17 protein-coding genes are annotated in these 19,607 nt (G+C 71.0%); 10 read left to right on the top strand and 7 right to left on the bottom strand.

Annotation, left to right across the window (positions count from 1 at the left end; translation table 11 throughout):
• Positions 1-93: 93 nt before the first annotated feature.
• Complete coding sequence (locus HD557_RS10510) at positions 94-1,368, top strand: sensor histidine kinase (RefSeq protein WP_196873852.1); 1,275 nt, start codon at positions 94-96, stop codon at positions 1,366-1,368.
• Complete coding sequence (locus HD557_RS10505) at positions 1,347-2,009, top strand: response regulator transcription factor (protein WP_307785586.1); 663 nt, start codon at positions 1,347-1,349, stop codon at positions 2,007-2,009. Before HD557_RS10510 ends, HD557_RS10505 begins: the two co-directional genes overlap by 22 nt.
• 31 nt (positions 2,010-2,040) lie before the next feature.
• Here HD557_RS10505 and HD557_RS10500 read toward each other — a convergent pair whose 3' ends face one another.
• The 5 genes from HD557_RS10500 to thrS form a co-directional block, all read right to left on the bottom strand.
• Positions 2,041-3,093 carry a M36 family metallopeptidase gene (locus HD557_RS10500; RefSeq protein WP_196873851.1) on the bottom strand — a complete coding sequence of 351 codons (1,053 nt, stop codon included), beginning with the start codon at positions 3,091-3,093 and terminating at the stop codon, positions 2,041-2,043.
• A 57-nt stretch (positions 3,094-3,150) separates the two neighbouring features.
• Positions 3,151-3,858, bottom strand: coding sequence for a TetR/AcrR family transcriptional regulator (locus tag HD557_RS10495; protein ID WP_196873850.1), 708 nt, complete (start codon positions 3,856-3,858; stop codon positions 3,151-3,153).
• A 40-nt stretch (positions 3,859-3,898) separates the two neighbouring features.
• Entirely contained in the window at positions 3,899-5,581 is a 1,683-nt protein-coding gene (locus tag HD557_RS10490; protein ID WP_196873849.1) for an FAD-dependent oxidoreductase, read from the bottom strand.
• A 45-nt stretch (positions 5,582-5,626) separates the two neighbouring features.
• Complete coding sequence (locus HD557_RS10485; RefSeq protein ID WP_008356931.1) at positions 5,627-6,622, bottom strand: AurF N-oxygenase family protein; 996 nt, start codon at positions 6,620-6,622, stop codon at positions 5,627-5,629.
• Between the two features lie 195 nt (positions 6,623-6,817).
• Complete coding sequence (thrS, locus tag HD557_RS10480; protein ID WP_196873848.1) at positions 6,818-8,797, bottom strand: threonine--tRNA ligase; 1,980 nt, start codon at positions 8,795-8,797, stop codon at positions 6,818-6,820.
• A 238-nt stretch (positions 8,798-9,035) separates the two neighbouring features.
• Here thrS and HD557_RS10475 point away from each other — a divergent pair, with 238 nt between their 5' ends.
• The 7 genes from HD557_RS10475 (at position 9,036) to HD557_RS10445 (ending at position 16,895) form a co-directional block, all read left to right on the top strand.
• Entirely contained in the window at positions 9,036-10,034 is a 999-nt protein-coding gene (locus HD557_RS10475) for a hypothetical protein (RefSeq protein WP_196873847.1), read from the top strand.
• 16 nt (positions 10,035-10,050) lie between these two features.
• A complete protein-coding gene (locus tag HD557_RS10470; RefSeq protein WP_231380251.1) occupies positions 10,051-11,205 on the top strand; it encodes a zinc-binding dehydrogenase in 1,155 nt (384 codons plus the stop codon).
• A gap of 132 nt (positions 11,206-11,337) precedes the next feature.
• Positions 11,338-12,636: a DEAD/DEAH box helicase gene (locus HD557_RS10465; protein WP_196873846.1), complete on the top strand. Its 1,299-nt coding sequence runs from the start codon at positions 11,338-11,340 to the stop codon at positions 12,634-12,636.
• A 74-nt stretch (positions 12,637-12,710) separates the two neighbouring features.
• On the top strand, positions 12,711-14,081 hold the full coding sequence (locus tag HD557_RS28960) for a sensor histidine kinase (protein ID WP_196873845.1): 1,371 nt from the start codon (positions 12,711-12,713) through the stop codon (positions 14,079-14,081).
• Positions 14,078-14,743, top strand: a complete 666-nt coding sequence (locus tag HD557_RS10455; protein WP_196873844.1) for a response regulator — start codon at positions 14,078-14,080, stop codon at positions 14,741-14,743. Before HD557_RS28960 ends, HD557_RS10455 begins: the two co-directional genes overlap by 4 nt.
• 86 nt (positions 14,744-14,829) lie before the next feature.
• The gene (locus HD557_RS10450) at positions 14,830-15,711 is read left to right on the top strand and encodes an ABC transporter ATP-binding protein (RefSeq protein ID WP_196873843.1); all 882 of its coding nucleotides are present in this window, start codon (positions 14,830-14,832) and stop codon (positions 15,709-15,711) included.
• The gene (locus tag HD557_RS10445) at positions 15,708-16,895 is read left to right on the top strand and encodes an ABC transporter permease (RefSeq protein WP_196873842.1); all 1,188 of its coding nucleotides are present in this window, start codon (positions 15,708-15,710) and stop codon (positions 16,893-16,895) included. Before HD557_RS10450 ends, HD557_RS10445 begins: the two co-directional genes overlap by 4 nt.
• A gap of 9 nt (positions 16,896-16,904) precedes the next feature.
• On the opposite strand, the gene HD557_RS10440 is transcribed toward HD557_RS10445, so the two are convergent.
• Positions 16,905-17,540 (bottom strand): LysE family translocator, encoded by a 636-nt coding sequence (locus HD557_RS10440; RefSeq protein WP_196873841.1) that lies wholly within the window; start codon positions 17,538-17,540, stop codon positions 16,905-16,907.
• A gap of 122 nt (positions 17,541-17,662) precedes the next feature.
• Between HD557_RS10440 and HD557_RS10435 the strand changes: the two genes are divergently transcribed.
• Positions 17,663-18,556, top strand: coding sequence for an SMP-30/gluconolactonase/LRE family protein (locus tag HD557_RS10435; protein ID WP_008356953.1), 894 nt, complete (start codon positions 17,663-17,665; stop codon positions 18,554-18,556).
• 14 nt (positions 18,557-18,570) lie between these two features.
• Here the strand turns inward: HD557_RS10435 and HD557_RS10430 are convergent, their stop codons facing one another.
• Positions 18,571-19,530 carry a lipid kinase gene (locus HD557_RS10430; protein WP_040754972.1) on the bottom strand — a complete coding sequence of 320 codons (960 nt, stop codon included), beginning with the start codon at positions 19,528-19,530 and terminating at the stop codon, positions 18,571-18,573.
• Positions 19,531-19,607: the final 77 nt, after the last annotated feature.

Raw genomic sequence — 19,607 nt, 5'->3', positions numbered from 1 at the left:
GCCCACGCGTCGCGCACACGGGCGCGGACGCCACGACGAGGTAGCGCGTGCGCTACCCCGCGGTGGGATGAGGAGTGCCTAGGCTTCGGAGTCATGAGACCTCCGGCCGACGTCTGGGCGGCGCTGCGCTCCTCCCCCTGGCGGCTGCTCGCCTCCAGCTGGCCCTGGCGCGCCCTCGCCTACCTGGCCTCCGGTGCCGTGGTCGGTCTCGTCGTCGCCGTCCTGCTGTTCGTGCTGACCGGCATCGGCGTGCTCACCCTGATCCTCGTCGTCGGGGTGCTCGTCCTGGCCGGGATCCCGCTGCTGGCCGCGCTCGTCGCCGACGTGGAACGGGTACGCCTCCGTCTGATCCTCCCCGACGTCGGTCCAGGACCGGCCGAGCGGCCCGCGCCGATCGCCTGGAGCGACCGGCTCCGGGCGCTGCGCCGGCTGCGGATCTCCGGCCCCGAGGTCGGCTACACCGTGCTGCTCGCCACCGTGCTGTGGCTGGTCGACGCCGTCGTGCTCAACCTAATCATCACCATCCCGGGTGTGCTCGTGCTCGCTCCGGTGCTGGTGCGGCTCGACGCTCCCATCGCCGTCGGCCCCTGGCAGCTCAGCACGCCCACGGAGGCCTGGATCGCGGTGGCCCCCGGGCTCGTGCTGCTCATCGCCGGCCTGTACGCCGCCACCCTCCTCGCCGCCGCCCAGGCCAGCCTGGCGCGGCTCCTGCTCGAACCGGCCCAGACCCGGCTGGCCGCGGCCGTCGCCGACCTGCGCCGCTCCCGTGTCGACCTGGTCGACGCCTTCGAGACCGAACGCAGCCGGATCGAGCGCGACCTCCACGACGGTGCCCAGCAGCGGCTGGTCGCGCTGACCATGACGCTCGGGCTGGCCGAGCTGGAGGTGCCCGAGGGCGCCGGGCTCGACCTCGTCCGGCAGGCCCACGCCCAGGCGGAGACGGCGCTGGCCCAGCTCCGCGCCACCGTCCGTGGCATCCATCCGAGGGTGCTGGTCGACCACGGGCTCACCGCGGCCGTCCACGAGCTCGCCGACGCCGCCGGGCTGCCGGTCTCCGTCGACCTGCGGGTGGAGGGCCGGCTGCCGGCGCCGGTCGAGGCCGCGGCCTACTTCGTGGTCGCGGAGACGCTCACCAACGCGGTCCGCCATGCCGGTGCCCGCTCGGCCCGGGTCGAGGGACAGCTGACCGGTGACCGGCTCGAGGTCGGCGTACGCGATGATGGGGCCGGCGGCGCCGTCGTGCGTCCCGGCGGCGGGCTCGCCGGCCTCGCCACCCGTCTGGCCGCCCTGGACGGCCACCTGGAGGTCATCAGCCCACCGGGCGGACCGACGGAAGTGAGGATGACGTGCGCGACCGCGCTCCCCTGAGGATCGTCCTGGCCGAGGACGCCGCGCTGCTGCGCGAGGGCCTCCTCGCCATTCTCGAACGGGCCGGCCACGAGGTCATCGCCGCGGTCGGCGACGCCGACGCCCTGCTCGCCTTCACCGACCACACCCGCCCCGACGTGGTCATCACCGACATCCGGATGCCGCCGACCCACACCGACGAGGGGCTGCGGGCCGCCGCCGAGCTCCGCCGGCGCCACCGTGACCTGGCCGTCCTGGTGCTCTCCGCGTATGTCGCCGACGCCTATCTCGCCGAGCTCCTCGACACCACCGGTGGCGGCGGGATCGGCTATCTCCTCAAGGACCGGGTCGGCCACGTCCGGGACTTCCTCGACAGCCTGGACCGGGTGGCCGGCGGTGAGACGGTCGTCGACCCCCAGGTCGTACGCGGCCTGCTCAACCGGCACCAGCCCGACGGTCCGCTCGACGTGCTCTCCGAGCGCGAGCGCGAGGTGCTGGCACTGATGGCCGAGGGCCGCACCAACGGCAGCATCGCGACCGCGCTCTTCGTCTCCGAGGCCGCCGTGCGCAAGCACGTCGGCAACATCTTCGCCAAGCTCCGGCTCGACCCCGCCACCGACCGACGGGTCTCCGCCGTGCTCGCCTACCTCCGCGACGCCTAGGGCGCGGCCGAGCCCACGCCCCAGACGGTCCTCAGAAGGTGATCCCCCGGGCGGCGAAGCGGTCGCGGACCAGGTCGGCGGCCGCCTGGCCGTCGCGGGCGGCCGCCGCGGCGTACGTCTCCGCGGCCGCGGCCTGGAAGCTGGTGTCCGGCGCGTAGGAGAACTGCGAGTAGATCAGGGTCGTGTCCCAGTCGCGCGTGGTGAGGCCGAGCGCCTGGTAGCCCTCACGGATCTCCCATAGGGCCTGGCTCCAGATCTGGCCGTCGTAGTGGACCTGGTTGCGGCGGTCCTCGAGGGTCAGGTCGAGGTGGAAGCTGCGGATGCAGTGCGGGGCGTCGGTGTAGGAGGTCGCGTCCCAGTCCATCGGGCAGGACGGGTCGGCCGCGACCGGCCAGCCGAACTCGGCGGCGGCGTCCAGGCCGACGGTCACCGCGAGGTAGTCACCGAAGGACTCCCCGATCGCGCCGGCGTCGAGACTGCTGCCGTAGCCCGGCACCTGGCTGGCGTGGACGGCGTGGCCGTACTCGTGGACGATCACCTCGGCGTCCTCGGCGTCGTCGACACCGCCCTTGCCCAGCCGGATCCGGAAGGGCTTGTCGGTCTGGTAGGAGTTGTCGCCGCCGTACTGGTTGATCTTCACCGAGAACGGCTCGTTCAGGACGCCCGGGAGCGTCTCCCCGAAACCGAGGGTGTGCAGGTAGGTCTGCGCGCGGGTCACCCAGAAGTAGCCCATGACCTGCTCGAACTGGTCCTGGTGGCGGTCGTAGGAGTAGGTGTTGGTCGTGGAGTACGCCGGCGTGCCGGTGCTCGACTCGACGACCGCGTAGTCGCCGCGCAGGTAGCCCGAGCCGTCCAGGTGGGTCAGCGGCACCTCGGCGTAGGCGCTCTCGGGAACGGCGCTCGCGGCGTCCTTCTGGTCGGTCAGGTCCTGGTCGTTGCTGGACTGGACCGGGTTGACCATGAAGACGCGGGCGGAGCCCTCGGAGGAGCCGCTTCCGGGGGCCGCGGTGGCCGTGCTCAGCGGGACGGCGAGCCCGGCGGTGGCCGCCAGGCCTGCGGTGACGGCGATCGAGAGTCTGCGCATGTGGGGCATGGTCTTCTCCTGGACTTATCGGCCGTGCGGCCGGGTGATACCGGGAGGTTATACCGCGAGGATGTCCTTGGACAGGAGTTCTTCCAGAGGAAGGTCGGGGTCGAGCTCGATCCCGAAACCTCGGGCGTGGCCGTCGATGACGTACCAGATCGACTGGGCGGTGAGCCGCTCCAGCGTCTCGGCGGGCAGGCGCTCCCCGGTGCGGGTCAGCCAGCGGCGTACGGCACCGAAGACCGCGCCGACGAGGCCGTAGATCAGCGGGTCGAGCGCCTCGGCCTCCTCCTCGGTGGGGTTGCCGCCGAGGGCGATCACGGCGGTGCCGACGATGGTCGAGATCCGGCCGGCGAGCTGCTCCATCCCCTGCTGGAGGGGGCCGTCGTCCCCGCCGTCGATGTCGTGGTCGGCGGCCAGGTGGAGGGCGGGATGCGCCCGGGCCCAGCGCACGTAGGTGCCGATGATCCGCTCGATGATCTGCGGCACGGTGCCGTCGAGGGTGATCCCGGGCATCAGGTCGGACCAGAGGCCGTCGAGGATGGCCTGCTGCACGGCCCGGTCGAGGTCGGCGCGGTCCTCGAAGTGACGGTAGATGACCGTACGGGACAGCCCGGCGCGCACCGCGATCTGCTGCACCTGCACGTCAGCCCCCGGCTCACCGGCCTCGATCACCGCGATCGCGGCATCGATGATCTGCTGGCGGCGCTGCTCGTTGTGCTTGCTCCACCGGTCATGACGGCCATCCCGCTTCTCGCCGGCCACCCGCGTCTCCCCCTGATCCCGTGATCGTGCCGAGAGCTTCTCAGCGCTCCTTGCGACGCCCCAGAGCGTATCGGGGTTTCCGCGACTTCGCCGCGATGCCCCGCATCTCCTCGACATCGGTGATCTTGACCCGCGGGCGGCCGGACTCGGCACCGCGGCGCTTCTCCTCGCGGTCGATCGCCTGCCACCCGGCCAGGTCGACCATGCCGGGCTGGCGGCTGCGTACGATCGCGGTGATCTCGCGGGTATCGCCCACGGGCGCCGGGATCCGGTCGGCGTCGAGGTCGTCGAGCAGCTGCTCGACCGTCTCCTCGGCATCGGTCTTGTTGGTGCCGATGAAGCCGTTCGGGCCGCGCTTGACCCAGCCCGCGACGTAGACGCCCGGGAGTACCCGGCCGCGCTCGTTGGGGACGGTGCCGGTCGCGGCGTCGTAGGGAAGGTCGGCCACGGGCAGGCCCTTGTAGCCGACCGCGCGCAGCAGCATGCCGGTCTCGACGACCTCGGTCTCGCCGGTGGGCACGGCCCGGACGACGCCGTCGGCGTCGCGCTCGAGGCGGTTGCGGCCGACCTCGACGCCGGTGACCCGGTCCTCGCCGAGCACGCGCACCGGCGAGCTGAGGAAGCGGAGCACGATCGTACGCAGCTCCGGACGCACCTCGCGGCCGGCGAGCTCGCGCAGCAGCCGGACGGTGGTGTCGCCCCCGGCCAGCGCCTCCTCGAGCGGGAGGTCCCCCGTGTCGACGACGACGTTGACGCCGGTGTGGCCCATCAGCCCGACCAGCTCGGGCACGGTGAACGCCGCCTCCCCGGGCCCCCTGCGCCCGAGGACGACGACCTCTCGCACCGCGCTGTCGCGCAGGACCGCCAGCGGCCCCTCGGCGATGTCGGTGCCGGCCAGCCGCTCGGGGTCCTCGGCGAGGATCCGGGCACAGTCGAGCGCCACGTTGCCGTTGCCGACGAGGACGACCCGACCCGACGGGATCGACTCGGCGTCGAGGTGGACGGGCAGGTCCTGCTTGTCCGGGTGGCCGTTGTACCAGCCCACGAAGTCGGTGGCGCTGAGCGAGCCGGGCAGGTCGTCGCCGTCGATCCCGAGGGGCCGGTCGCTCGCCGCGCCGACCGTGTAGACGACGGCGTCGTAGCGGGCGGTCAGCTCGGCGTGGGAGACGTCCTTGCCGACCTCGACGCCCAGGAAGTAGCGGAACCCGGGCTGCGACTCGATCTGGGCGAAGAGCTTCTCGACCTGCTTGGTGTTCTGGTGGTCGGGCGCGACGCCGGCCCGGACCAGGCCGTACGGCGTCGGCAGCCGGTCGAAGACGTCGACGGTGATCTCGGGGTGCTTGAGCAGCTCGTCGGCGGCGTACATCCCGGCCGGCCCGGCCCCCACCACCGCGACCCGGAACGGCCCGGTGCGGGTCAGCCGGCGCTGGGGGTGGACCAGGGCGAGCGGGGTGCGGTCCTTGTGCGGGAAGACCTCGAAGTACTCGGCGTTGATGGCCAGGAACGGCTTCTGCCCCTCCGACAGCGTCGTGTGCGGCACGATCGCGTCGGCCGGGCAGGCGGTGACGCAGGCTCCGCAGTCGACGCAGCTCTTGGCGTCGACGTAGAGCATCTCGGCCTCACCGAAGCCGGGCTCGCCCGGGGCGGGATGGATGCAGTTGACCGGGCAGGCGACGACGCACGAGGCGTCCGCACAGCACGACTGGGTGACGACGTGAGGCACTGGTGACTACCGTTCTAGGACCACGGGCTGAAGGGATCTGAGGGATCAGTAGGAGGCCGCACGCGGCTCCGCACGGAAGCGCGAGGCGCGCCCGTCGATGCCGGTCAGCTTCCACAGCAGCTTGGCCGGACCCTTGCGGATGCCCAGGTTGTCGGCGAGGAGGCGTACGTCACCGAAGAGGTCACGCAGCAGCTTCTCGGACTCCTCGGACTTCCACCAGATCTCGCGGGCGACCTCGTCCGGGATGCCCATGTCGTAGCGGGCCTGCTTGCTCGGGACCATGATCACGTCGCAGAGCAGTCGCATGATGACCGGGAAGACGTAGGCCAGCAGGGTCTTCTTCACCCGGCCGAGCTCGGGGACGTGCTGCTCGAGGTACTGGTGGGCGAAGCCGATGTGGCGGGCCTCCTCGGCGATGTGGATCTGCATGATCCGGTTGGCCGCGGGGTGGCTGCCGCCCGAGCGCATCGCGCCCTTCTGCAGGTGGTCGATCGGCTCCTCGCCGGCCAGGATGCCGGTGAAGAACGCCTCCGGGAACCAGGCGCCGGCCGAGGCCATGAGCGGCACCAGGACCTTGAAGTAGGTCGGTGCGCCCGCCACGTCGGGGTTCACCCGGTTGACGAACTCCTGGAACATCTGGGTGTGGTGGGTCTCCTCGGTCACCTCGTGAGTCGCGTAGCGGAACTCCGGGTTGTTGTTCTCGGACCACACCAGGTGGTTCATGACGCCGCCGATGAGCAGCTGCTCGAACTGCAGGCCGACCTTGGCGACCTGCGCCCAGCGGTACATCCCGATCTCGATCTGGCGCTGCTTGGGCAGCGCCTTGTACCACGGGTGGGCACCGATCTCGTCGGCGTCGTTGAGGATCCAGCGCTCGTCATCGGGCAGCACGGCGAGCTCGTCGGAGTCCCAGTCGATGTCCTTGAACGGGTCGAAGTGCACCTCGACCGATGCCTCGGACAGCGTGCGAAGCGTGTCGAGGTAGGCCTGCTTGCCCTGACGGACGTATCCGGTGGACTTCTCATCCTGAACGGCGGTCATGACGATCGCTCCTTCACCGTTGAGTTCTACGTTGAGCTGCTAACGACGTGACCCACGTTACCCGGACACGCGTCCCGATAACAAGAGTACGCGCGACTTAGTGTCGCGCGTAGTTCTCCGCCGCTCGCCGGACCGCCCGGAAATGCCGCGAGGGCGGTGCGTGACATGCACGCACCGCCCTCGGGATCTGTCAGGTCAGACCTGCTCGTGGGACTCCACCGCAGCCACGATCCGCTCGATCGCCTCGTCGACCGGGATGCCGTTCTCCTGGCGGCCGTCGCGGTAGCGGAAGCTGACCGCGCCCTGGGCGACGTCCTCGCCACCGGCGATCAGCATGAACGGGATCTTCTGCAGCTGGGCGTTGCGGATCTTCTTCTGGAAGCGGTCATCGGACTCGTCGACCTCGACCCGGATGCCCTTGGCCTTCAGCTTGCCGGCCACCTCGTAGAGGTAGTCGGCGAAGGCGTCTGCGACGGGGATGCCGACGACCTGGACCGGCGCGAGCCACGGCGGCATCGCCCCGGCGTAGTGCTCGACGAGCACGCCGAGGAACCGCTCGATGGAGCCGAACTTGGCCGAGTGGATCATCACCGGCTCCTGCCGGGTGCCGTCGGCGGCCTGGTACTCCAGCCCGAAGCGGGCGGGCTGGTTGAAGTCGTACTGGATCGTCGACATCTGCCAGGTGCGGCCGATCGCGTCGCGGGCCTGGACGGAGATCTTCGGGCCGTAGAAGGCCGCGCCGCCCGGGTCGGCGACCAGCTCGAGGCCGGACTCGGTGGCCACGTCCTCGAGGATCTTCGTCGCGGTCTCCCACTGCTCGTCGGAGCCGATGAACTTGGCGTTGTCCGCGTCGCGGGTGGACAGCTCGAGGTAGAAGTCGTCGAGGCCGAAGTCCTTCAGGACGCCGAGCACGAAGTCGAGCAGGTGCTTGATCTCGGCCGGCGCCTGCTCCTTGGTGACGTAGGAGTGGGAGTCGTCCTGGGTCAGGCCGCGCACGCGGGTCAGCCCGTGGACCACGCCCGACTTCTCGTAGCGGTAGACGGTGCCGAACTCGAACAGGCGCAGCGGCAGCTCACGGTAGGAGCGGCCCTTGGCCTTGTAGATCAGGTTGTGCATCGGGCACGACATGGCCTTGAGCTGGTACTTCGCACCCTCGACCTCCATCGGCGGGAACATCGTGTCGGCGTAGTAGGGCAGGTGGCCGGAGGTGTGGAAGAGGCCGTCCTTGGAGATGTGCGGGGTGCCGACGTAGGAGAAGCCCTCCTCGATGTGCCGGCGGCGTACATAGTCCTCCATCTCCCGCTTGATCACACCACCCTTGGGGTGGAAGACCGGCAGGCCGGAGCCGAGCTCGTCGGGGAAGGAGTAGAGGTCGAGCTCGCGGCCGAGCTTGCGGTGGTCGCGGCGCTCGGCCTCCTCGATCCGGGCCAGGTGGGCGTCGAGCGCCTCCTTGGACTCCCAGGCGGTGCCGTAGATGCGCTGGAGCTGCTTGTTCTTCTCGTCGCCTCGCCAGTACGCCGCCGCGCTGCGCATCAGCTTGAAGGCGGGGATCCGCTTGGTGGTCGGCAGGTGCGGGCCGCGGCAGAGGTCCTTCCAGGCGATCTCGCCGTTGCGGTCGAGGTTGTCGTAGATGGTCAGCTCGCCGCCGCCGACCTCGGCGTCGGCACCTTCGGCCGCGTCAGCGGCAGAACCCTTGAGACCGATCAGCTCGAGCTTGTAGGGCTCGTCGGCGAGCTCGACGCGGGCGTCGTCGTCGGTGGTGACCCGGCGGGAGAACTTCTGGTTGGCCTTGATGATCTTCTTCATCCGGGACTCGATCTTGACCAGGTCCTCGGGCACGAACGGGGTCTCGACGTCGAAGTCGTAGTAGAAGCCGTCGGTCACGGGCGGTCCGATGCCGAGCTTGGCCTCGGGGAAGAGCTCCTGCACCGCCTGCGCCATCACGTGCGCGGTCGAGTGGCGCAGGATGTCGTGGCCGTCCTTGGAGTCGATCAGCACGCCCTCGACCTCGTCGCCGTCGGCCAGCTCGTAGGAGAGGTCCTTGAGGTCCTCCCCCACGCGCGCGGCGATCACGTCGGGGTTGTCCGCGAAGAGCTCCCACGCCTTCGTGCCCGTAGTGACCGTCCGTTCCTCGCGCCCGTCGGGGGTGAGTACGGCGATCTTGATCTCGGACACGGATGCTCCTGTGGGTTCCGGTGATGGGTGGACCGCGATGCTCGCGCGGCGTCCCGATCGTATCCGCCGCCGGCGGCGGACTGCGAATGGGTGAACCCGTGTCAGATACGGTCGCAGAGCAGCCTCTTTCGTACGCCTCCGGGGCTCCGGCACGGTCGGCCGGAACCCGTGGGGGCATGCGACTACACTTTCGACGCCTCGATCGACGTCCATCCCACTCCTTGATGTGAAAGGCCTCGTGCTCCCCACCACCGGCCCCAAGTCCCGTCTCATCGACCCGTCTCGCCGGGTCACCCGGTTACAGCGACGTACGTCGGTGGCGACCGTCCTGATCACCCTGGGCCTCGGCACGCTGGCGATGCTGTTCCCGGCCACCGTCGTGGCCCAGCAGTCCGCCGACCGCTGGAACAGCGGGCAGTGGGCGGAGGTGAGCGTGGTGGAACGGTGCGAGTTCGACGGCGGCACCGGCGAGATCACCTCCTGCCAGGGCCGGTGGCGCGCCGACGGCGAGCAGGTCACCGGGAGCATCCACGGCACCCTGCGCGACATCGGCCGCGACCCCGACCCCTCGAAGGCGACCTTCCGGATGTGGGTGGTCGACGCCGATGCCTACGGGGAGCATGCGATCAACCCGTGGCCGGCCCGCATCGTCGGGATGGGCCGCGACCCGGTGCTCTGGGGCGGGATCGCGCTCACCGTGCTCGGGCTGCTGGTGCTGCCGACGCGGCGGGCATGGCTGCGTACGCCGGGCGAGGAGACGCTCATCGAGGACCTCGGCATCCGGCTGAGCACCCACCCCGCGCACGGGCGAGCGTGGCTGACGCCCGTCGGACTGGTCCTCGGCCCGGCACTCATCGCGCTCGGCGCCTGGATCGCCACCCGGCCACACCTGCCGACGGTGCTCGTGCTGGCCGGGGGCCTGGTCGCGCTCACCGGGCTGATCCTCGGGTTCCGGCTGACCTGGCTCGGGCTGCAGCGCCCGCTCGCGGTCGACCTCGGGCTCTACGAGGGCGGCCTGGTCCTGGAGTACGCCCGGCACACCGAGGTCATCCTCTGGGAGGACGTGACCAGCATCGACACCGGTGTCGTCGACGAGCGCAAGGCCAATCCCCGCATCGACATCACGCTGCACCTGGTCACCGGCGCCGCGCTCCGGCTGCCGCGCGTCGACCACCAGCACTCCCTCACCGCTCACCTGCACCGGATCGGCTCCGCCGGATCGCTGCCCGCGGAGTGAGGTAGCGTCAGCGCCGATGAACCAGATGCGCGCAACCGTGGTCCACCAAGGCGAGCTGTCGGTGCGGTCGGTCCCGCGTCCGGAGCCCGGGCCGGGCCAATTGCTGATCAAGGTGCTGCGCACCGGGATCTGCGGCTCCGACCTGCACGTGCGCGAGCACAGCGACGAGCTCAACAAGGTGGTCACCGAGATCGGCTACACCACCGCGATGACGCCCGACCAGGAGATCGTGCTGGGCCACGAGATCCTCGGCGAGGTCGTCGCCTACGGCCCCGAGACACGCGGTCGCTGGGAGCCGGGCACCGCGGTGGCGGCGCTGCCGGTGCTGCGTACGGACGGGGCGATCCACATGGTCGGCTTCGACGTCGACTCCCCCGGCGGCTTCGCGGAGTACTGCGTCGTCCAGGAGGCGTTCACCTTCCCCGTCCCCGACGGCGTCTCCCCCGACCAGGCGGTCTTCACCGAGCCGCTCGCGGTCGCCTTCCATGCCGTACGCCGCGGGGCGGTCTCCGCGCGGCGCCCGGCCGTGGTCATCGGCTGCGGCCCGATCGGGCTGGCCGTCATCCTCATGCTCAAGGCCCAGGGGGTGAAGACGGTGGTCGCCTCCGACCTCTCCCCCGCGCGCCGCGCGCTCGCGGTGGAGTGCGGGGCCGACGTGGTCGTCGACCCGCGCGAGTCCTCGCCGTGGGAGGCCTACAAGCAGCGCGGCCCGGTGGGCTCTCTGACCGAGTACCTGGGCTTCGGGATCGACGCGATGCAGGTCATCCGCCGCATCCCGCTGCTCCCGTGGGAGACGGTGCTGCTCAACGCCGACCGCCTCGGGCAGTCGCCGACCGGTCCGGTCGTCTTCGAGTGTGTCGGCGTGCCGGGGATGCTGGAGCAGATCATGACCGCGGCGCCGCTGCACACCCGCGTCGTGGTGGTCGGGGTCTGCATGGAGCCGGACACGATCCGGCCCGCGATCGCGATCCACAAGGAGATCGACCTGCGGTTCGTCTTCGGCTACGACCCTGCCGAGTTCGCGCGCACGCTCGAGCTGATCGCCGGAGGCAAGGTCGACCCCTCGCCGCTGCACACCGGCACCGTCGGGCTCGACGGCGTCGCCCAGGCCTTCGCCGACCTCGCCGACCCGGAGACGCACGCCAAGATCCTGGTCGACCCGTGGGCGTGAGCCCACGATTCTGGTAGACGGGTCACCTACCGGTAGTATCTGCTTACCAGCGGCCCGTTCCGGTCTTGCCCCCGGCCGCTCTCGGATGCTTCTTTTCCTATGGCGAGACACCTCGCTTGAAAAGTTGACTCCTTGTCTCAGCAGAGCTTCAGCGCGCTCGGCGTGCCCGCAGACCTGACCGCCGTTCTCGACCACCACGGCATCACCTCCCCCACCCCGATCCAGGCAGCGACCCTGCCGGACTCGCTCGCCGGCCGCGACGTGCTCGGCCGCGGGCGGACCGGGTCGGGCAAGACGTACGCCTTCCTGCTTCCGCTCGTCGCCCGCCTCGCCGGCGGCCCGAAGGCGAAGGCGGGCAAGCCCCGCGCCCTCGTGCTCGCGCCGACCCGTGAGCTGGTCCGGCAGATCGAGGAGTCGCTGCGTCCCCTCGCCACGGAGGCGGGCCTGAGCGTGCAGACCGTCTTCGGTGGTGTCGGGCAGAACCCCCAGGTCGTCGGCCTGCGCAAGGGTGCCGACGTCGTCCTCGCCTGCCCCGGCCGGCTCGAGGACCTGATCGGGCAGCGTCACGCCGACCTCTCCTCCATCGAGGTCACGGTCCTGGACGAGGCCGACCACATGGCCGACCTCGGCTTCCTGCCGGCCGTGCGGCGCCTGCTGGCGATGACCCCGAAGGGCAGCCAGCGGCTACTGTTCAGCGCGACCCTGGACAAGGGCATCAACGTGCTGGTCAAGCAGTTCCTCTCCGCCCCGGTGGTGCACGAGGCCGACTCCGCCCAGTCGCCCGTCGCCGAGATGGAGCACCACGTGCTCCACCTCTCGGCACGTGAGCACCGCATCCCGGTGCTCGCCGACCTGGCCGCCGCCCCGGGCCGCACCGTCGTCTTCACCCGCACCAAGCACGGCGCCAAGGGTGTCGCCCGCCAGCTCGGCCGCGCCGGGATCCCGGCCGTCGAGCTCCACGGCGACCTCTCCCAGAATGCCCGCGTCCGCAACCTGGAGGCCTTCCACTCCGGCAAGGCGACGACCCTGGTGGCCACCGACATCGCCGCCCGCGGCATCCACGTCGACGACGTCACTCTCGTGGTCCACGCCGACCCGCCCGCCGAGCACAAGGCCTACCTGCACCGCTCCGGTCGTACGGCCCGCGCCGGTGCCTCCGGCACCGTGGTCACCCTGATGCTGCCCGACCAGGTCAAGGACGTACGCACCCTCACCCGCGCCGCGGGGATCAAGCCGACCACCACCCGGGTGGACGGTCCGAGCCACCCGATCCTGGTCGAGCTGGCGCCGGGCGAGCGGAGCCGTCCCGGCCCCTTCGTCCCGGTCGTCACCCAGCCCCCGCGCCGCCCCGCCGGCGAGGGCACCGGCGCCCGCAAGAGCCGCCCGGGCTCCCGCGCCCGCCGGCGTCAGCGGGCTGCTGGCTCGCGCTGACAACGGCCGGCCACCTGCCGAACTCCGACTCGAGACTGAGGACCCCACCCGTCTGCGGAACTAGGGTTGGCCGGGTGACTGTGCACGACGACGCCGGCTCCTCGGGCCGACTGGCGACCTTCTTCGCAACCGACGACGACTGGGAGCGGGAGGGGTCGATCAGCCTCGGCGACTGGCTGGTCGGCGCGGTCGTGCTGGTCGCCAGCCTGGTCACGCTGGAGCTGATCCGGGGAGTCGGGACGCTCGACAGCAGCGACGCACCGACCTGGGTCGAGTGGATCGCCGTGATCAGCGGCGCCGCGCTGCTCGTCTTCCGGCGGCAGTTCCCGCTGACGATCGCGCTCCTGGCCGGGCTCCACATGTTCGTCACCGGGGTCTGGCTGCCGATGGTGATGGGGCTGCTGCCCATGCAGATCATCTACTTCGTCGCCTTCTTCGCGGGCGCGGCCTGGGCGCGCCGGCGGCGCGACATGGTGGTCGTGATGGGGTTGATCACCCTGTTCATGTTCGCCTGGCTGTCCTGGCAGTTCGCGGTCGGCAGCGGTATCGACGAGATCCGCGAGTCCACCTCGGACGCGGAGGGCTCGACGCTGGTCGGCCCGGTGACCGCCTACGTGCTGCTCACCACCTTGATGAACCTCCTCTACTTCATCGGCGCGATCGTCGGCGGCCAGGTCGCCTGGCGGGGCGCGCGGCAGAAGGCCGAGCTCGCCGCACAGGCGGCGACGATCGCTGCTCAGTCGGGCCAGCTCCAGCGCCGCGCCGTGATCGACGAGCGCCTGCGGATCGCCCGCGAGCTGCACGACGTCGTGGCACACCACGTCGCCGTCGTCGGGGTGCAGGCGGCTGCCGGACGCAAGCTCCTCGAGCGCGGCCGCCCCGGCGACATCGAGGGGGCCGCCGAGGCGCTCGGCAACGTCGAGGCCTCCGCCCGCGAGGGCGTGACCCAGATGCGCTCGCTGCTCGGCACCCTGCGCGACCCGGCGGGCGACGCGGAGTCGGAACCCGACGGCGTACGCCGCCCCGAGCCGCGCCTCGAGGATCTGCCCGCGCTCCTGGACGAGGTGCGCGAGAGCGGGCTCCGGGTCGACTACGAGGTCGTCGGCCCGGTCGCGGACCTGCCGCTCCCGCTGGCGCACTCGGTCTACCGGATCGTCCAGGAGGCGCTGGCCAACGTACGCCGCCACTCCACCGCCGACCGCGCCCAGGTCGTCCTCCGCGTCGACCGTGCGGCCGCCGCGCCGTACGCCGAGGTCGAGATCACCGACAACGGCCGGCCGCGGCACGGCACCTCCGGCAGCGGCCTCGGCCTGCTGGGCGTACGCGAGCGGGCGGCCGTCCGGAAGGCCGAGGTCGACATCGGGCCCAGGGCCGTGCAGGGGTTCCGGGTGCGGGTGCGGTTCCCGCTCGACTCCCCCGTCACCCCGGCGGGAGCGTCGCGATGATCCGGGTGCTGCTCGCCGACGACCAGCAGCTGGTGCGCTCGGGCTTCCGTCTCATCCTCTCGATGGAGGACGACATCTCCGTGGTCGGCGAGGCCTCCGACGGCGCCGAGGCGATCGCCAAGGCGCGCGAGCTGCGGCCCGACGTGATCCTGATGGACGTGCAGATGCCCGGCACCGACGGCATCGAGGCGACGCGTACGGTCGTCGCCGAGGGGCACGCCAAGGTGATCATCCTGACCACCTTCGACCGCGACGACTACCTCTTCGACGCGCTCGCCGCCGGCGCGAGCGGCTTCCTGCTCAAGAACGCCGACCCCGACTCGCTGGCCGAGGCGGTGCGGGCCGCGGCCGACGGCCACGCGCTGCTCGCCCCGGAGGTCACGATGCGCGTGATCGGCCGGGTGACCAGCCACAACGCCCCGACGGCGCCGAGGCCGCCCAAGGAGCTCGACCTGCTCACCGCCCGCGAGCGCGAGGTGCTGCTGCTCATCGGCGAGGGGCTGAGCAACAACGAGATCGCGCGCCGGCTGTTCCTGACCGAGGCCACCGTGAAGACCCACGTGTCGGCCTGCCTGGCCAAGCTGCAACTGCGCGACCGGGTGCAGACGGTCGTCTTCATCCACCGCCACGGGCTCCTGCCCGCAGGCCCGCCCAACGGGTGAGCACGGGTTCATCCTCGCGACGGATCCGCCGGGCGCGGCTCTGAAATAGCGTGGGCCCCGTTCGTAACCGAGACAGAGGAGATTCGATGCTCGAGGTCAGCGGGTTGACCCGTCGCTTCGGCGACACGGTCGCCGTCGACGAGGTGTCCTTCCCGGTCCCGTCCGGTGGGCTCACCGGATTCGTGGGTGGCAACGGTGCCGGCAAGACCACCACCATGAGGATGATCATGGGAGTGCTGGCCGCGCATGCCGGCACGGTCACCTGGCAGGGGCACGAGGTCACCCGCGAGGACCGCCGCCGGTTCGGCTACATGCCGGAGGAGCGCGGCCTCTACCCCAAGCAGCCGATCCTCGACCAGCTGGTCTACCTGGCCCGGCTGCGCGGCATGACGACCGCCGACGCGCGTCGGGAGATCACCGCGCTGCTGGAGCGGTTCGGGCTGGGCGGACGCATGAAGGACCCGCTGGAGAAGCTGTCCCTGGGCAACCAGCAGCGCGTCCAGATCATCGCCGCGCTCGTCCCGGCGCCGATGGCGCTGATCCTCGACGAGCCGTTCTCCGGGCTCGATCCCGAGGCCATCGACGCGACGGCGGACCTGCTGCGCGAGCATGCCCGTGACGGCGTACCCGTGGTCTTCTCCTCCCACCAGCTCGACCTCGTCGACCGGCTGTGCGACCGGCTCGTGGTGATGGCCCGCGGCCGGGTGGTCACCCAGGGCACCGGTGAGGAGCTGCGCGCCGAAGCCGCCCTGCGCTACCGGCTCGTGCTGGACGGCGACGCCGGTTGGGTACGCGACCTGCCCGGGCTCCACGTCCGCGACGTCTCCGGCCCCGAGGCCGAGATCGAGGTCGTCTCCACCGGTGCCGAGCAGAAGCTGCTCACCGAGGCCACGGCCCGCGGGAACGTGCTCGACTTCCACCGCGTCGTGCCCCGCCTGTCCGAGATCTACCGGGAGGTCACCGCATGACGACGCTCAGGCCCAAGAGCCAGCCGGTGTGGCAGATCGTCGCACGCCGCGAGATCGCGGTCCGTGCCACCGACAAGTCGACGCTGATCGGCACCGCGGTGATGCTCGCGGTGATCGTGGGCGTGCTCGGCTTCACCGCGTGGAGCGAGAGCCGGGAGAAGACCTACGAGGTCGCCTACTCGTCGACGACCGCCCGGGCGATGGTCGAGGGCATCGCCGAGCGCGCCGGCGACATCGACGAGAAGGTACGCATCGAACCGGTCGCCGTCGACGACGCGGACGCCGCCCGGCACGCGCTCGAGGAGGAGCAGGCCGATGCGTACCTCCGCCCGACGGCCGAGGGCTGGACGCTGGTCACGCTGGAGGACGCCGACTCCGAGCTGCGCGACGTGGTCAGCCAGGCGGTCGAGGCGATCGTGCTGGCCGGCAACGCCGACGCCGCCGGCACCACCGCGGCCGAGCTGACCCAGGGATCGGAGGTCGCGCTCGACCAGCTCGAGGGCGACAGCGAGCTGACCGCGATCCGCTACGTCGTCGGCTACGCGCTCGCGATCGTCTTCTACTTCGCCTCGATCATGTTCGGGATGACGCTGGCCAACAGCGTCGTGGAGGAGAAGCAGTCGCGGATCGTGGAGATGATCGCCGCCGCGGTGCCGCTGCGACAGCTGCTCGCCGGGAAGATCATCGGCAACGCCGTGATCGCGGTCGGCCAGATGCTCATCTACGTCGCCGTCGGACTGGTCGGCCTGAGCCTGACCGACTTCAGCTTCGCGCTGCCGGCGCTGTCCGGCGCGATCGGCTGGTTCGTGGTCTTCTTCCTGATCGGCTTCGTGGTGCTCTCGACGCTGTGGGCCGTCGCGGGGGCGCTCGCTTCCCGCACCGAGGACCTGCAATCCTCCTCCACCCCGATCACGATGCTGCTCATGGTGATGTTCTTCGGCGCCCTCTACCTCGACGGCGTCGGCGAGCGGATCGGGTCGTACGTCCCGCCGCTCTCCGCCGTGCTCATGCCGATGCGCCTGGTCGACGGCAGCGCGGCCTGGTGGGAGCCGATCGTCGCCCTGGTCCTGCTCCTGGCCTTCGGCGTCGCGCTCGTACGCCTCGCCGAGCGCCTCTACAGCCGCGCGCTGCTCCAGACCGGCGGCCAGCTCTCGCTCAAGGCGGCCTGGCGGCTGGAGGAGTGAGTCGCCGGCTCAGGCCGAGGCGCGCGAGAAGCCGAGATGGATCGCGAAGCCCGTCAGCAGCCCGCCCGCCGTCCAGCGCACCCCGCGCTCGACGCGGCGGCTGCGGCGGAGCACGCCGGAGACGCGCCCGGCCAGGACCACCCACATCGCGTTGACCACGGTCGCCACCGCGATCTGCACCAGTCCCAGCTCGATCAGCTGCAGGCTCGTCGGCCCGCTCCCCGCCTGGACGAACTGCGGCAGCAGCGCGCCGTACATCAGGGCGATCTTCGGGTTGAGCAGGCAGGTGGTCAGGCCGGTGAGGTAGAGCCGCCAGGCTGAGTGGCGTGGCAGGTCGGCGTCGGGCGTGAGCGCCTGGTTGGAGCCGCGCACCATCCCCCAGGCCAGATAGATCAGGTAGGCCACCCCGGCGATCTTGATCGCCACGAACAGTCCGGGGACCACCGCGAAGAGCAGCGCCAGACCGAGCGTCGTGGCCAGGACGTACAGCAGGAACCCGGTCACCACCCCGGCGAGCGAGACCATCCCCGCGGTGCGCCCCTGGAGCAGGGTGCGGGAGACCAGGTACATCATGTTGGGGCCCGGGGTGACGACCATCCCGAACGCGATGGTCGCGACGGCGAGGGCGGCGGACGCGGTGATCACCGTTCGAGGCTAGGACCACATGCTCCGGAGTCCGAACGAATTTCCGTTCGCCGGGACAAACCCGGGCCGGAGACGCCAGGGTGGATCAGGAAACCTGTCACCGTCGACCGGAGGAGCCCGGCATGCCCCGAGAGATCAACACCATCGTGAAGGACCTGCACTACCTGGAGTGCCCTCGATGGCACGAGGACCGGATCTGGTTCGTGGACTTCTACTCCTACAAGGTCTACTCGGCCCGGGAGGACGGGTCGGACCTGAAGGTCGAGGCCGAGGTGCCCGGGCAGCCCTCGGGGCTGGGCTGGCTCCCGGACGGCCACCTGCTGGTCGTGTCGATGAACGACCGCCGGATCCTGCGTCGTGAGTCCGACGGCTCGCTGGTGACCCATGCCGACCTCAGCGACCACGTCGGCCACCACCTCAACGACATGGTGGTGGACGAGCAGGGCCGGGCGTACGTCGGGAACTTCGGCTTCGACATCATGGCCGGCGCCGACGTGGCACCGACGGTGCTGCTGCGGGTCGACCCGGACGGCACGGTGACCGAGGTCGCCGACGACATGTGGTTCCCCAACGGCAGCGTGATCACCGACGACGGCACCCTCATCGTCGACGAGACCTGCGGCAACCGGATCAGCGCGTTCGACATCGCCGCGGACGGGTCGCTCACCAACCGGCGTACCTGGGCGAAGTTCGGTGAGCTCAGCAGTCACACCGCGTTCGCCGAGGCGATGGGCGATGCCGTCCTCGCGCCCGACGGCTGCTGCCTCGACGCCGAGGGCGCGATCTGGACCGCCGACGCGGTCTTCGGCCGGCTGGTCAGGGTCGCCGAGGGTGGCGAGATCCTCGAGCAGATCGAGCCGGGCGGCGGCGTCTTCGCGTGCATGCTGGGCGGCAGCGACGGGAGGACGCTGTTCGCCTGCGCCGCCCCCGACTTCTTCGAGGAGCCGCGCAAGGCGAACACCGAGGCACGGCTGCTGGCCATCCGGGTCGACGTCCCGCGGGCCGGGCGCCCCTAGCCCCCTGATCGCGCTCAGCTCTGGACGTCGGGCGGCGGGCCGTCGAGGCGGCCGGCGCGGCTCCGGATCGGCACGGCGACGTGGAGCGCGTTGCTCTCGAGGGTGAAGTCGGTCGGCGTCTCGGTGAGGATCTCGCCGTCGAGGTTGACCGGCATCGCCTCGTCGGTGGTGATCCGCACCGCCGAGGTGGTCACGTGGTGCACCTGCTCGTGCTCGATGAAGTGGCCGCTCCTGAGCAGCCTGGCGATCGAGACGTGGTCCCGCAGGCGGCCGCGGACGATGGCGTAGACGTCGAGCAGGTCGTCGTCGACCGAGGCGGTGGGCGAGACGGTGTTGCCGCCGCCGTAGTGGCGGCCGTTGCCGACGGCGACCTGGAGCAGGTCGTCGAGCTCCATCGTGTCGTGGTCGCCCTCGGGGAACTCCAGCCGGGCGGTGAACGGCTTGTGGTGGCGGTAGGCCTGCAGCGTCGCCACCGGATAGGCCGCCGGCCCGATCAGCTTCTTCAGGCGAGGGTTGAGGGCCTCGGTCACCGCGACAGAGAGGCCGAAGGAGGCGACGTTGAGGTAGGTGTGGCCGTTGGCCCGGCCGATGTCGACGTTGATGACCTTGCCTTCGAGCATCTGCCGGACCGCGGTCTCCGGGTCCTGGTCCAGCTCGAGCGTGCGGGCGAAGTCGTTGGCGGTGCCGAGCGGCAGCACCGCGAGCACCACGTCGCTCCCGGCGATCCGGGCGGCCGCGGCACCCACCGAGCCGTCGCCGCCGCCGATGACCAGCAGGTCGGGTTTGTCGGCGGCCACCGTGTCCAGCGTGGTCTCCAGCTCCTCCCCCGAGTGGACTGCGTAGGAGTGCACGTTCTGGATCCCCGCGGACCGCAGCATCTCCACCGACGACGCCAAGGCGTCCTGTCCCCGGCGCGAGCCGGCGTTGACGACGAGGGCGACCTTCACGGAGTCGCGCGACAACAGCGATTGCATATCCACATCAGGAGCGTACGCAGGCCACCTGAGTCCGAGCCGGCACGTGCCTGTGCGCCGTCTGTGAAGCCCGGTGA

Source organism: Nocardioides luteus (assembly GCF_015752315.1).
In the GTDB taxonomy this organism is placed as follows: Bacteria; Actinomycetota; Actinomycetes; order Propionibacteriales; family Nocardioidaceae; genus Nocardioides.
The sequence above is the reverse complement of the archived record's forward strand: the minus strand, read 5'-3'. Positions and strand labels throughout refer to the sequence as shown.